Here is a 13,467-nt window from a genome sequence, read left to right as displayed (position 1 = left end):
CGAGCGCCCCGCCCTCACCGGCGGGGCGTTTGCGTTCAGGCGGCGGTCTTCTGTGCCACCCGGCGCAGCGCGTCGGCATAGGCTTCGGGTGGCTGCGCGCCGGGGATCATGAACTTGTTCTCGACGATCATCGCGGGCACGCCGGTGATGTTGAAATCCCACGCCGCGCGTTCCTCGGCGCGGACCTTGTGCGCCCATTCCTCGCTTGCCAGCGCGGCTTCGGCTGCCGCTCGGTCGAGGCCAACGCTGTCCGCCACGTCGAGCAGCACCGCGTGGTCGCCGATCTGGCGCCGCCGGTTGAAATGCGCTTCGAACAGAGCGAGTTTGAGCTCGGTCTGTTTTTCCGGGCCGTGCGCCTCGCCCGCCCAGGTCAGCAGCTTGTGCGCATCGAAGGTGTTCCACATCCACCGCGGCGGTTCGGGATCCTCGCCCTGGTAATCGAGCGATACGCCCGCGTTTTGCGCCGCTTCGCGCATGCGCCCCTGCACCGCCTTCGACTGGTCGGGGGTGGACCCGTATTTGCGCGCGATATGCGCGGTGCTTTCCTCGCCCTCGGGCGGCATGTCGGGATTGAGCTCGAAGGCATGCCAGCGGATATCGGCCTCGATCTCGCCCTCGAGCTGCGCGAGACCCTTCTGCAGGCTGCCCCATCCGACGAGGCACCACGGGCACATGACATCGGACCAGATATCGATCCGCAAGGTTCTGGGTTCGCTCATCTTTCCATCCACCACTGCAGCAGGTGATGCGCTATAGCATGCGGCGGCGGGGCGACGAAGGGACCGTTCCCTTCCAGCGCCGCGCCGACCTGTTCGCGCGTGAAAAATTCGACTTCGGCCATTTCGGTCTCGTCGATCGTCAGTTCGTCGCTGTCGGCATGGCTGTGGCAGCCGATCATCAGCTGGCTGGGAAAGGGCCATGGCTGGCTGGCGACATAGGTCACGTCGCGCACGCGCACGCCCGCTTCCTCGAGCACTTCGCGCGCGACGCCTTCCTCGATGCTTTCCCCCGGCTCGACGGAGCCCGCCAGCGCGGAGAAGCGCCCCTCGGGCCAGCCGAGCCCGCGGCCCAGCATCAGCCGGCCTTCATGTTCGACCAGCATGATCGTGACCGGGTCGGTGCGCGGAAAATGGCTGGCTTCGCAGGCAGTGCAATTGCGCTGCCAGCCGCCCTTGGCGAGTTTGGTGTCGCCGCCGCACTGCGCGCAGAAACAGTGCCGTGCGTGCCAGTCGGCAAGGCTGCGCGCGCCGCCATATATCGCCAGATCGTCGGGTTGCAGGGTGGACATCAGCGACCACAGCTGCGGGTTCGCCATGCGCGGGGTCGCATCGCCGCGCGGCGGGACCGCGGCGAAGCAGGCCTTGCCCTCATCCAGCCCGAGGAAGCACAGTTCGGCATCCTCGGGGACATCGGCGAGCGTGCCCCAGACCAGCCGGTTGGTCTCGTCGAGCGAGGGCATCAGCCCGTCGAGCGTGAGCACCCGGGCCTTCCAGTTCATATAGCCCGCGAGCCGCTCGGGATCGGCGCGGACGTGATCGGCGCGGTCGAGCCGCGACCCGGTAAACGACAGCACGGCTTACGCCTTCGCCCCCTGCATCGCGGCCAGATCGGCGGTCACCGCTTCGGGGAAACCTTCGTGAATGGGATAGCTGTCCGACGGCATGTACTGGGTCATCAGATTGGCCCGCAGCCCGGCCTTGTAATTGACGAAAGCGACCGTGCCTGCCGCGCCGCCCCAGCCATAGGACCCGTCGGTCACGCGTCCGCCAGCGCCGAAGCCCTGGCCTTCGACCCAGGTGCCTTCGGTGGTGGCGGTTTCGGGCAGCAGGTTGGAGGTGCCCACGCGCACCGCCAGCTCGCCCATCACGCGCTTGCCGTCGATCACGCCGTAGCCGAGCAGCATCTTGAGGAAGCGGTCGTAATCGCGCGGGCTCGACACCAGCCCCGCGCCGCCGAAGGGGAACGGCGGCTTGTCGAGGTAGATCGACGCCTTGGCCGGATCCATCGGGATCGGCGTGCCATTCATGATGCCGTAGTTGGTGGTGAAGCGCCCCACTTCGCTTGCGGGGACGGTGAACCAGGTACTGGTCATGCCCGCGGGTTCGAAGATCCGCTTATGCAGGAATTCGTCGAACGCCATGCCCGAGGCGACTTCGATCACGCGGCCGAGCAGGTCGAGACTGACCGAATAGCTCCACTTGCTGCCCGGCTGCAGCACCAGCGGCAGCGTGGCGAGCCGGTCGGCGAAGACATCGAGCCCCTCGACCGGGGTTGCGCGGCCGATGCCGGGGATCGGGATGCGGCTCACCTGTCCGGGGATCAGCCCCTGATCGGTATAGGCCGTGGTGATCGGCCCCTTCTGGACGATGCCATAGCCAAGCCCCGCCGTATGCGTGAGCAATTGGCGCACGGTGATCGGGCGTTCGGCGGGGACCACATCGGTGATCGACCCGTCATAGGTCTTCTGTACCTGCATATTGGCATAGGCGGGCAGCAGTTCGGCGATCGGCTGGTCGAGCCCGAGCCGGCCCTCGTCGATCAGCATCATCGCGGCCATACCGGTGATCGGCTTGGTCATCGAATAGATGCGATAGAGGCTGTCGGCATCGGCCTTGACCGGGCCGCCGAGTGCGAGCGTGCCGCGGGCGATATATTGCGGATCGCGCGCGCCCCAGCCGAGCGTGGCGACCATGTTCGCGACCTTGCGCTCCGACACGTATTTGTCGACCATCGCGGTGACCGCCTGCCAGTTCGCCGCGCCGCCCTGCGCCAGCGCCATGCGGCCCATCGGATTGCCCGCCAGCGCCGCGCCGGCGGTAAGCCACGCGCCCCCGCGCAGCAGCGCACGGCGGGAGACCTGGGGGGTGTCGAACTCGCGAAAGGCCATGCGTATCTCTCCGTATCTGTATGTGCGCGCGTTTGTGCGGGACGCATGCGGGAGCGTCAATTGCGAATCGAAACGGTTGTCAAAGCGCGGTGTCCTATCTATGTAGAACACATGCTCAACATCCTCTCCATCCTGTTCGGGATCGTCTCGCTCGTAATCGTCATTCCGGCGACCATTCCGATGCTCGGCTGGGCCAATTGGTTCGCGCTGCCGCTGATCGTGGTGGGCATCCTGGTAGGGCAGATGTCGTCGAGCAATGGCGGGCGCAATTTCTGCATCGTCGTGCTGCTGATCGCGGCGATCCGCCTGTCACTGGGCGGCGGGTTTATCTAATCTGCCAGCGCCAGCCGCGCGGCCTTGGCAAACAATGTCGGCAGCCCCGCTTCGTCGAGGCGGTCGAGCGGCCACCATTCGCCGCTACCCCCGGCCGCCGGTGCATCGCGCTGGATGTGCACCGACAGTTCAAGCGCGAAATGCGTGAAGGTGTGACGCACCAGACCCGCGCTTTCCCACACGCCCTGTAACGGCGGCTTGCCCGATCCGTCGCCGCGCGCGCTCCAGCCGTCATCGGGCAGCGCGCGCATTCCGCCGAGCATGCCGGTGCCCGTGCGCTTCACCAGCCACACCGCGCCGTCGCGCTCGATCCAGTAGGCCTGCCCCTGCCGCAGCGGCTTGGGTTTCTTCGGCGCCTTGACCGGCAGCCGCGCCGGATCGCCCGCCGCGCGGCCCCGGCAGGCCTGGCTGAGCGGGCACAGCAGGCACCTGGGATCGCGCGAGGTGCAGATCGTCGCGCCGAGATCCATCATCGCCTGCGCAAAATCGCCCGCGCGGTCATCGGGAGTGATCGCATCGGCGGCTACGCGGATCGGCTTGCGCGCCCCCGGCAGCGGCGCCTCGATCGCGAACAGCCGCGCGACCACGCGTTCGACATTGGCATCGACCACCACCGCGCGCCGCCCGAATGCGATCGCGGCGACCGCCGCCGCGGTATAGGCACCCAGCCCGGGCAATTCGCGCAATTCCGCCTCGGTCTGCGGAAACCCGCCGCGCTGCGCCACGGCGCGGGCGCATTGCACCAGATTGCGGGCGCGCGAGTAATAGCCCAGCCCCGCCCATGCCGCCATGACGTCCTCCTCGGGCGCGGCGGCGAGCGCCTCGACCGTCGGCCAGCGCGTGGTGAAGGCTTCGAAATAGGGTTTTACCGCCGCCACGGTCGTCTGCTGCAGCATCACTTCGGACAGCCACACCCGGTACGGCCAGCTGCCATCGGCGGAGTGCGGCGCACCGGGCCGCGCGCGCCACGGCAGGTCGCGTGCATGCGCATCGTACCAGTCGAGCAGATGTTCGGAGACAGTAGCGGCCACGGCGCGCTTATGGCATGAGCTTTCGCACCATGGGAAGCGACACCACCAGATCCGGCACGCCGGGCTCGAACAAGGGCGCGCGCGGCCGCCAGTATTCCCGCCCGCGCGGGGGGCTGGCCAAGCCGATCAGCGATTTGATGCCGCAGATCGGACGCAGCGCCTTTCGCCGGTTCGGCTTCGTCCAGAGCTCGGTCGTCAGCCGCTGGCCCGAGATCGTCGGCCCGACCCATGCGCGCGTCTGCACGCCCGAGATGATCCGCTTTCCTCCCGGCGAGAAAGCGGAGGGAATCATGCATCTCGTGGTCAAACCCGCGCATGCGCCGCTGGTGCAGCAGGTGCTGCCCGAGATCATCGAGCGGGTGAACCGCTTCTTCGGCTATCGCGCGGTCGCGCGGATCAAGCTGCGGCAAGGCGAGGTTAAGCCGCCGCCCGACAGGGAAAAGCCCAAGGCGCCGCCATCGCTCAAGCCCATTCCGATGGAATTGGGCGACAGCCTGCGCGACATCGGCGACCCCGAATTGCGCACCGTGCTCGAATCGCTGGCGCGCAGCATGGGGTCGCAAGAGAATGGGAATGAGGACACGTGACGAAGAACAAGCTGACATTGGCCGCGCTGGCGCTGGCCGGGGCCGGAACGCTGGCGATCACCGCCAGCGCGCAGGAACGGCTGGTCCTGCCGGGCGGCAATTGGGCGGCCATGCTCGACCGGACCGATGGCGGGCACCGCTTCGGCAATCCCGCCGCCGAGACCAAGCTAATCGAATTCATGAGCTACACCTGCTCGCATTGCGCACAATTCGCGCGGCGGGGCGATGGCGCGCTCAAGCTGGCCTATGTCCCCACGGGCAAGATCAGCTATGAAATCCGCCACCTGATCCGCGACCCGGTCGACCTGACCGCGGCACTGCTCACGCATTGCGGCGACCCGAAGAAATTCGGCCGCAATCACGAAGCGATCACCTATCGCTACGACGAATGGATCGAAAAGGCGCGCACCGCGACGCAGGCGCAGAAATCGCGCTGGCAGTTCGGTTCGCTGTCGGCCCGCTTGCAGGCGATCGCCAGCGATCTCGATTTCTACGACATCATGGAAACGCGCGGCTATTCGCGCGCCGAGATGAACCGCTGCCTGTCGGACGAGGCCAAGGCCAATGCGATGGCCGACCGTTCGGCTGCCGATGCCGAACGCTATGGCATCACCGGCACGCCCAGCTTCGTGCTCGACGGCAAGCTGCTCGAGGGTACGCATGACTGGCCCACGCTCGAAAAGCAGCTCAAGGACGCCATCTGACCGCGTTCGAACCGGTTTTCGGGGGAAAGCCCTGTGGATACGCCTGCCTCCGCCTTTTCACGGCTGCACCCCCGGGCCTAGCTTCTCCAGTCCAGACACGAGGATATTCATGACCAAGACCCTGCGTTTCGCCCTTGCCGCCCCGCTCGCCCTGGCGCTCGCCGCCTGTGGGTCCGCGGCCGAGGAAACCGGCGACATCGAAAGCGAAGCGATCGCCGCCATCCCCGCGCCCGAGGGCAGCGAATGGCGCACCACCGCGGTCATGACCGAAGACGGCGGCACGCTGGTCGGCAATCCCGACGCGCCGCTCAAGCTGATCGAATACGGCTCGCTCACCTGCGGCACCTGCGCGCGCTTCTCGATGGAAGGCGCGGAACCGCTGATGGAATATGTCGACAGCGGCGTGGTCAGCTTCGAACTGCGCCAGTTCGCGATTCACGGGCCGATCGACCTGATGCTGGGCCGGTTGACTCAATGCGGTCCCGCCTCAGCGGTCATCCCGCTGTCGGACCAGGTGTGGGGCAATTTCGAAAGCATCATGGAACCGGTCCAGACCAACCAGGCCGCTTTCGAAGCCGCCATGCAGCGCCCGATGGAGGAACGCTTCGTGGTCGCCGCCGAACAGCTCGGCTATCTCGATTTCTTCGCCGCGCGCGGGATCAGCGAAGACCAGGGCCGCCAGTGCCTGGCCGATGTCGCCAAGCTCGAGGAACAGGCCGATCACACGCAGCGCTACAGCCAGGAATACAACATCTCGGGCACGCCGACCTTCAAGCTGAACGGCCGCGATGTCGATGCCAACACCTGGGCGGCGCTGGAACCCATCCTCCAGCGCGCCGGCGCCAGGTAAGTCCGGCGCCGGGGGGACAGGACGACGATGCGCATCTCGAAGCTCCGGTTGAGCGGCTTCAAGAGCTTCGTCGAACCTGCCACCTTGCATATCGAGCCGGGGCTGACGGGGGTCGTCGGCCCCAATGGCTGCGGCAAGTCCAACCTGCTCGAGGCGATCCGCTGGGTGATGGGCGAAAACTCGCCCAAATCCATGCGCTCGGGCGGGATGGAAGACGTCATCTTCGCCGGCACGCAAAGCCGCCCGCAACGCGATTTCGCCGAAGTCGTGTTGCAGGGCGCCGACGATGACGGCGACGAGATGGAAGTCGTCCGCCGGATCGAGCGCGGTGCGGGCAGCGCCTACCGGCTCAATGGCAGCGATGTGCGCGCCAAGGATGTGGCGCTGATCTTCGCCGATGCGGCGACCGGCGCGCACAGCCCCGCGCTGGTCAGCCAGGGCAAGATCGCGCAGGTCATCGCCGCCAAGCCGACCGAACGCCGCCAGATGCTCGAGGAAGCAGCGGGGATCGCGGGGCTGCATGTCCGCCGCCGCGATGCGGAAAGCAAGCTGCGGCAGACCGAGACCAATCTCGAACGGCTCGAAGACATCATGGCGGGGCTGGACAGCCAGATCGCCTCGCTGCGGCGGCAGGCCAAGCAGGCCGAACGCTACAAGAAACTGTCGGACGAGATAAAGAGCGCCGAGGCGCGGCTGGTGTTTGCGCGCTGGCGCGAAGCCGCTGCGGCGGCGGAGGAAGCCAAGGCCGCCGCCACGCAGGCCGATGCGCGCGTGGCCGAAGCGCAGCAGGAAGCCGATGCGGCGCAGAATGCGCAGCGCAGTGCCGCCGAGGCGCTGGCCGAAGCGCGCGACGAACAAGCCGATCGCCGCGACGATGCCAGCGCGCATGGCCACCGCATGGCGGCGCTGAGCAGCCAGCTCGAAGCGGCGGAGCAGCGGCTCGCCGATCTCGACCGGCAGCAGGCACGGCTCGAGGCCGACCGCGGCGAAGCCGACCGGCTGACCAAGGATGCCGCCGAAGCGCTGTCGCGGCTCGAACGCGAGCTGGCGGCGAGCGAACAGGCGCTAGCGGGCGATGAAGAACAGCGCCCCGCGCTCGAACGCGCGCATGAGCAGGCCGAGCGCGACAGCCGCGCCGCCGAACTCGCGCTGGCGCGCGCGACTGCCGACAATGCCGGGGTGGAAGCCGAATGGCGCGTCGCGGAGGCGGAAATCGCGCAGATCAGGACCCGGCTCGACCGCGCTGCGGCGGAGGGGCGCCGGATGGCCGAACGCCGCGCGGCGCTGGCGGGCGAGGATCCCGACGCCGATGTCGATGCCGCCAAGGCTGCAGCCGAGGAAGCCGCCCGGACGCTGGCCGAGCGGCGGCGCACGCTCGAGGAGATGCAAGCGCGCAAGGCCGAGCTGCAGGCCAGCCGCGATAGCGCCGCATCCGCCCTCTCCGAAGCGCGCGCCGAACTGTCCGGCGTGCAACGCGAATGGGAAGCGCTCACCCGCGACCGCGAAGCACGCGAACGCGCCGCGGCCAAGCGCAGCGGACGGCAACAGGCGATCGACGGTGTGCGCGCGGCGAAGGGCTATGAACGCGCGGTCGCAGCGGCGCTGGGACGAGACGGCAAGGCATTGCTCGGCCTACCCGAAGGCGATGCCGAGGGGCGCTACTGGACCGGGGCCGCGGCCCCCTCGCCCGTCGCCGACAGCCTGTCCGCGCATGTCGAGACCTGTCCAGAAGAATTGCGCGCGCCGCTGGCGCTGATGCATGTGGCAAAGGCAGACGACGGACGCACGCTCGCCCCCGGCCATTCGCTGGTCACGATGGATGGGCGGTTGCGGCGCTGGGACGGGCTTGTCGTACATGGCGAAGGATCGGCCGAAGCGGCGCGACTGGAAGCGGAGAACCGCTTTGCCGAGCTCGACGCGCGCCTGCCCGCGCTGCGCGACGCGGCGACTGCGGCGCAGGCGGCGATGGACACGGCAAGCGAGGAACTGGGACGCTTGCAGCGCGATCTGGTCGCCGCCGAGCGCGAGCTGACCGGGACGGCGGAGGCCGAGCGGCAGGCGCTGCGCGCGCTCGACCAGGCCGAATCCGCGCGCGAGCGGCTGGCCTCGCGGCTCGAAGAATTGGACCGGAGCGAGGCCGAGCATGGCGAGCTGGTCGCCGCGGCGCAGGCCGACCTTGCCGCAGCCGAGGCCAAGCGCGATGCGCTGCCCGACCCTGCCGCGGGGCGCGCCACGCTCGAAGCCGCCCGCGCGCAGAACGAAGCCGCGCGCACCGCGATGCAGGCGCGCGCTGCCGCGCTGGCGGCGCACGACCAGGCACTGGCGGTGGCGCGCGAACGCGCCTCGGCGCAGCGCAGCGACATGGCCAATTGGCAGGCGCGCAGCGGCGATGCGGCGCGGCGGCTGTCCGAAATGGAGACCCGCGCCGAGGAAATCACGCAGGAGCGCGCGGTCATCGCGGCCAAGCCCGAGGGGCTGATGCTCGAAATCGAACAGGGCGACCAGGTACGCGAGCGCCTGACCCGCGAGCTGTCCGCAGCCGAGCAGGCGGTCGCCGAAGCCAATGCGCTGGCGCAGGAGGCCGACCGCGGCTTCACCGCGACCAACGAGGCGCTGGCCGCAGCGCGCGAGAACCGCGCCGGCCTTTCTGCCCGCGCGGAAAGCCAGGACGGCCGCCGGATCGAGATGGCACGGATTTCGGGCGAGCGGTTCCAGTGCCCGCCCCCGCTGCTGCCGCAGCGCTTCGAATTCGACGAGGACGCGATCAAGTCGGCCGAGACCGAGAGCGATGAGATGGACCGGCTCACCGCCAGCCGCGAGAGGATCGGTCCGGTCAACCTCGTCGCATCGGAGGAACTCGCGCGGATCGAGAGCGAGCATGGCGCGAATGTCGAGGAACAGGAGGAATTGCGCGAAGCGGTCAGCCGGCTGCGCGGGTCGATCGGCAATCTCAACCGCGAGGGGCGTGAGCGGCTGCGGGCTGCCTTCGAACAGGTTAACGACCATTTCCAGCGGCTGTTCATGCGCCTGTTCGAGGGCGGCGAGGCGCATCTGGCGCTGATCGACAGCGACGATCCGCTGGAAGCGGGGCTGGAGATCTTCGCGCAGCCGCCGGGCAAGAAGCTGCAATCGCTCACGCTGCTGTCGGGCGGCGAACAGGCGCTGACCGCGACCGCGCTGATCTTCGCGCTGTTCCTGACCAATCCCGCGCCGATCTGCGTGCTCGACGAGGTCGACGCGCCATTGGACGATGCCAATATCGACCGGTTCTGCGACCTGCTCGACGCGATGACGCGCGAAACGCAGACCCGCTACCTGATCGTCACGCATAATGCGGTGACGATGAGCCGCATGCACCGCCTGTTCGGCGTCACGATGATCGAAAAGGGCGTCAGCCGCCTGGTCAGCGTCGATCTTGGCGGGGCCGAGGAATTGCTCGCGGCGGAGTGACTAGGTGCTGCCCCTCGGGGCCGGCAAGAACCTGCCCTCGGGCCCTAGCCTAGGGACAAACCCTTAGCGCGCGCTAACCCCCTCCCAAAGCGGCGCCGCTAAACATTCATCAACCATGAAAAGATTTAGGAAGGACGACCGCGCACTCGTGGAGATGCGGAGCGACCAGGAGCTTCCTGAAGCAGCCCCGGTGCCCGGTCGCGACGAGGTCCAGCGCGCCGTCCTCAAGGCACTGGTGGATACCGAGCAGCGTTCGGTCCTGGCCAATATGTCCTGCTGGATCGTTACCGCCGTCGCCGCGATTTTCCTGCCAACCGCGATTTATTTCGTCTTTCCGCTGATCTTCCGGCTGGTCGCCATGGTCGGCACACGCACCACCTTCGCACGCTTGCGCGCCGCGCTGGAAGACGACCGCCCGAAGGTACTCCCGGAGCCCCGCCGCGGCGAGTATCCGCCATGACGTCTTCACAATGGCGTCGAGGGACGACGGCCAGGTCCACACCGGCGGCGCCAGCAGGAATCGGGCCGCCGGCAATGAGCGGCCGAACAATAACCGTGACAGGTGTGTTCCGCGTGAGCGCAAATGACCCCATGATGCCTCTTATTCCGTAGTACGTCTCTCCCCACTCCCCGCCGTCGGAATCCTTAGGGAAAATCCGGCGGGCCAAGGAAGGATCAACTTTCCAATGCACAGTTCAATGGGTGCGGGGCGGGGCGCGCTGTCCGTCGTTTCCGGCCTGGAGGTGCGCGCCGAGATCGCCTCGATACAGGCCGGAGGCCGTTGAGTGCCGGAGGTTGTCCAGGATACTCACTCCCGGCCGCCGTGACGGAGCGTGTTCACCGGTTCTGTCACATTCGTGGCCGGCCGTCCGGCAGGCGGCAAACCAGCCGGGCGAAGTCCAGGCCCCGGCGTAGTATTTGTGCGCGCTTCGTCTCGTACTGTGCTGCGGGGCCGTGGCGGTGCGCAGGCTGGGGGGTCAAGAATTTCCCTCTCGCGCCCCTCCTCGCCGGATTCAAACGCCAGCTTGCCTGACCGCACGTCCACCGGCCTCTCTCAGGTCGTCGATCGTGTCGAGCCACGGCCGCGTCCTCCCCCGCGCACGGGCCGCCCTGCGCAGGCGCCTGGCCCGCCACGGTTCGGCGCCGGCAATGGCGAACCACTCGCCGAAACGCCGGAAACTCTGGTTGATGGCCGGGGACTGGCGCAGCAGCGCACGGGTGTACGGGGCCAGGATCTCCCAGGATGACAGCGGGAACGTCCGCCTCCAGCTGCCCTCCTCCGATGAACGGCGATTTCGTCTGCCATTCCAGCTGAATAGTGGGTGCGGATCTCGGCGGCCGAAGCCGGCTCCTTCCAGCGGCGTGATGATCCGGCCGCGTTGTGTAGTCCTCCGGTTCGCTTAGCCACCACCAGGACGTCCCAGCGCAGGCGGAAGCACGTAGCCCCGCGGATACTGGATGTCCCGTTCCCTCCATGACGTTCAGCAGCTGCTCAGGGCCACCTGGCCCGCTCGGCGAGGTCGGGCAGTTCGATTGATGGCCAAATGCCCGCGGTTGGGCTGCCGCACCAGGCCGAAGTGGATGTTTCCGGTCCACCCAGCCGCCGGCCCTTTCGGCCACCCGCGCATGGGGTCCACTTACGCCGATGAGGTCAGGCGCCTACGGAGGTGTCCGGGTGGCCAGCAGTCTCCAGATACCCCGCTCCGCTGCGTGCTCGCCACTCCAATCGGGCAGCGCATCCGCCTTCCTCGCGGACGCGGGACCAGGACTAGCGCAGTAATGGGGTTGTCGTCGGGGTGTTTCGTTCAAGCTTCGAGGAACCGCGCGATCACCGCTAGCCATTCGTCCAGAGAGCCCGGCCCTAGTGCGGAGGGCAGTCTTGTCTTGCCCTGCCCGCGCTCCACCCACAGCCACCCCGTCGTGGCGGACCAGCACGGCCCGTTCCCTAGCTGGGGTAGACACAAGGACTGATGCCGTCCAGGCCGTGGATTCCGGGCCTACGCATCGCGCGGCTTCGGCCGAGAGCGCCCGGCAGCAGCTGTCACCGACAATTCCCGGCCAGTTCCTGTGTCGCCACTATGGGCCCGTGTCGCAGCGCCAGCGGCCGCCCGAGTCGGTGAGATTGTCTGGAGGGATGTGCTCACCATCACCACCCTCCACGGTTGACGCTACCTCGCTCGCTGCCGGCTTTGAATCGAGACCCCTGTGCCGCGCCGAGCTCGGAGGGACACTAGGCGCACCTGAGCACACAACCCGGCGAGGAATGCCCGAATCAGACTCTTTTGAGCGGACGAGATACTTGACTCAAATGTCCGGGAGAGCGACATCCGTGACCCCCGGGGTGCGTTTGAAATGGCACCACGCAACCCCGGCCTTTCCCGGAGTTCAATAGTTGAACTGCCTTACCTGATAACGGAACAATGGCTGGTGGAACCCAGGTACTTCAGCCTGCCGGCCGCCTGAAAAGATGATACGTGGGCCACGATCGCTTCAACTGGCGACGCCGCGGAAGGCCCGGCGCACTGCACAAACCCTCGTCTGCGCGCGGCATCCCGTGCCACTCGAAATCCTGGCGGACGCCCAGGCGCCCATGACCATCACACCGAACTGGTCCGCAGGCCTTGGGCGTCCACCGCTCCATTGCCTACCGGATCCCTGCGCACGCTCGAGGACCATTCGCTGCTCATTAGGGATGATCCGTGCCTGGTCCAGGCGGGCCCCGGGCTGGAGGCCCTGGCCCGCGGCTCTTCCCCGCGACCGACCTGTCAAACGGCCGCCCTGGTGGCTGGGCCGTAACTCACACCCAATGGCGAACGAGCTGCTTGAGCATGACCGCGTTCATCGCGTATGGGACCATCGTGATTCGGTCCCTCCCCTGCTGACCGTGAACCGCGGCAATTTCCGGCCCACACCCTGTGAAGCCCCACGCCCCGTCACACCACCCGACATTCCTTCAGCTCCCGAGGCTCCGGGCATACGCCATCCAGTCCGCCATCAGCGCGGAAGCGTGGGCAGCGACTGGCCCCGGGCCTGCTCCCTACAAAACCCGCCCGAGGCGCGGACGCTGCCTAGTTGGCCGGATACCGCCACCAGAGCCACGACGAAGTTTTCTGCCCGGCGTCTCCGCCATTGCTTGCCCCCATCCACAATCCCCACGGCCCACACCGGCAGCCTCTGCGTGGACTTTCCTGGGACCCAGCGCAGACCGTACGCTCCATCGGAGCGCGGCTTTGCAAGCCAGCGCGCCCCGCACGGCTCGAGGGCCCAATTGCAGTAGCCCGCCGATGGTCACGGCAGCCGCAATGTGCCGTTGAAGTTAAGGTCGGGTTGATTCTGTCAACGCCGACCGTGGAGTATGATGATTTCTATTGGTGAGCCGGGCTGGTTGGGTTGGTCCCCCCCCCCCCCCCCCCCCCCCCCCCCCCCCCCCCCCCCCCCGCCCCCCCTGGGGTTTGGTGGCGCCGTGGCTTTGGTATTTCTCGAGATGGCTCGTTTGACGGGTCCGTGGGGCCGGTACGACAGCCCTGCGTGGGGGCAGCAGGTTTGGCCCAGGAGGTGGTCTCCGATCCGTCCCGCCAGCGCCTGCCAGCCGGGTCCCGTGGGCGGGTGCGTGGTTTGCCGGTCC

Annotated in this window: 10 protein-coding genes; 6 read left to right on the top strand and 4 right to left on the bottom strand. The window is 67.8% G+C overall.

Annotated elements, in window-relative coordinates; all coding sequences use genetic code 11:
• Nucleotides 1–35: 35 nt before the first annotated feature.
• From J2S32_RS00050 to J2S32_RS00040, 3 genes are all read right to left on the bottom strand, one after another.
• Nucleotides 36–719 (bottom strand): DsbA family oxidoreductase, encoded by a 684-nt coding sequence (locus tag J2S32_RS00050; protein ID WP_253514928.1) that lies wholly within the window; start codon nucleotides 717–719, stop codon nucleotides 36–38.
• Nucleotides 716–1,498, bottom strand: a complete 783-nt coding sequence (gene nudC, locus J2S32_RS00045; RefSeq protein ID WP_253515173.1) for an NAD(+) diphosphatase — start codon at nucleotides 1,496–1,498, stop codon at nucleotides 716–718. Before nudC ends, J2S32_RS00050 begins: the two co-directional genes overlap by 4 nt.
• A 78-nt stretch (nucleotides 1,499–1,576) precedes the next feature.
• A complete protein-coding gene (locus tag J2S32_RS00040) occupies nucleotides 1,577–2,887 on the bottom strand; it encodes a serine hydrolase domain-containing protein (protein ID WP_253514927.1) in 1,311 nt (436 codons plus the stop codon).
• A gap of 111 nt (nucleotides 2,888–2,998) precedes the next feature.
• Here J2S32_RS00040 and J2S32_RS00035 point away from each other — a divergent pair, with 111 nt between their 5' ends.
• On the top strand, nucleotides 2,999–3,220 hold the full coding sequence (locus tag J2S32_RS00035; RefSeq protein WP_253514926.1) for a hypothetical protein: 222 nt from the start codon (nucleotides 2,999–3,001) through the stop codon (nucleotides 3,218–3,220).
• Here J2S32_RS00035 and J2S32_RS00030 read toward each other — a convergent pair.
• A complete protein-coding gene (locus tag J2S32_RS00030) occupies nucleotides 3,217–4,251 on the bottom strand; it encodes an A/G-specific adenine glycosylase (protein WP_253514925.1) in 1,035 nt (344 codons plus the stop codon). The genes J2S32_RS00035 and J2S32_RS00030 overlap by 4 nt on opposite strands.
• Nucleotides 4,252–4,265: 14 nt before the next feature.
• On the opposite strand from J2S32_RS00030, the gene J2S32_RS00025 reads away from it, so the two are divergent.
• The 5 genes from J2S32_RS00025 (at nucleotide 4,266) to J2S32_RS00005 (ending at nucleotide 10,302) form a co-directional block, all read left to right on the top strand.
• Nucleotides 4,266–4,838, top strand: coding sequence for a DUF721 domain-containing protein (locus tag J2S32_RS00025; RefSeq protein ID WP_420493531.1), 573 nt, complete (start codon nucleotides 4,266–4,268; stop codon nucleotides 4,836–4,838).
• The gene (locus J2S32_RS00020) at nucleotides 4,835–5,542 is read left to right on the top strand and encodes a thioredoxin domain-containing protein (protein WP_253514924.1); all 708 of its coding nucleotides are present in this window, start codon (nucleotides 4,835–4,837) and stop codon (nucleotides 5,540–5,542) included. The genes J2S32_RS00025 and J2S32_RS00020 overlap by 4 nt, the downstream gene beginning before the upstream one ends.
• A gap of 109 nt (nucleotides 5,543–5,651) precedes the next feature.
• Nucleotides 5,652–6,392, top strand: coding sequence for a thioredoxin domain-containing protein (locus J2S32_RS00015; RefSeq protein WP_253514923.1), 741 nt, complete (start codon nucleotides 5,652–5,654; stop codon nucleotides 6,390–6,392).
• Between the two features lie 27 nt (nucleotides 6,393–6,419).
• Nucleotides 6,420–9,842: a chromosome segregation SMC family protein gene (locus J2S32_RS00010; protein ID WP_253514921.1), complete on the top strand. Its 3,423-nt coding sequence runs from the start codon at nucleotides 6,420–6,422 to the stop codon at nucleotides 9,840–9,842.
• 115 nt (nucleotides 9,843–9,957) lie between these two features.
• The gene (locus J2S32_RS00005; RefSeq protein ID WP_253514919.1) at nucleotides 9,958–10,302 is read left to right on the top strand and encodes a hypothetical protein; all 345 of its coding nucleotides are present in this window, start codon (nucleotides 9,958–9,960) and stop codon (nucleotides 10,300–10,302) included.
• Nucleotides 10,303–13,467 lie beyond the last annotated feature (3,165 nt).

The organism is Qipengyuania citrea (genome assembly GCF_024171405.1).
Lineage (GTDB): Bacteria > Pseudomonadota > Alphaproteobacteria > Sphingomonadales > Sphingomonadaceae > Qipengyuania > Qipengyuania profunda.
The sequence above is the reverse complement of the archived record's forward strand: the minus strand, read 5'-3'. Positions and strand labels throughout refer to the sequence as shown.

What these genes read in the sequence shown, in the direction of transcription:
- J2S32_RS00025 (WP_420493531.1), top strand. Translation starts at nt 4,266, where the DNA reads ATGAGCTTTCGCACCATGGGAAGCGACACCACCAGATCCGGCACGCCG.
- J2S32_RS00035 (WP_253514926.1), top strand. Translation starts at nt 2,999, where the DNA reads ATGCTCAACATCCTCTCCATCCTGTTCGGGATCGTCTCGCTCGTAATC.
- nudC (WP_253515173.1), bottom strand. Translation starts at nt 1,498, where the DNA reads ATGAACTGGAAGGCCCGGGTGCTCACGCTCGACGGGCTGATGCCCTCG.
- J2S32_RS00040 (WP_253514927.1), bottom strand. Translation starts at nt 2,887, where the DNA reads ATGGCCTTTCGCGAGTTCGACACCCCCCAGGTCTCCCGCCGTGCGCTG.
- J2S32_RS00010 (WP_253514921.1), top strand. Translation starts at nt 6,420, where the DNA reads ATGCGCATCTCGAAGCTCCGGTTGAGCGGCTTCAAGAGCTTCGTCGAA.
- J2S32_RS00005 (WP_253514919.1), top strand. Translation starts at nt 9,958, where the DNA reads ATGAAAAGATTTAGGAAGGACGACCGCGCACTCGTGGAGATGCGGAGC.
- J2S32_RS00050 (WP_253514928.1), bottom strand. Translation starts at nt 719, where the DNA reads ATGAGCGAACCCAGAACCTTGCGGATCGATATCTGGTCCGATGTCATG.
- J2S32_RS00015 (WP_253514923.1), top strand. Translation starts at nt 5,652, where the DNA reads ATGACCAAGACCCTGCGTTTCGCCCTTGCCGCCCCGCTCGCCCTGGCG.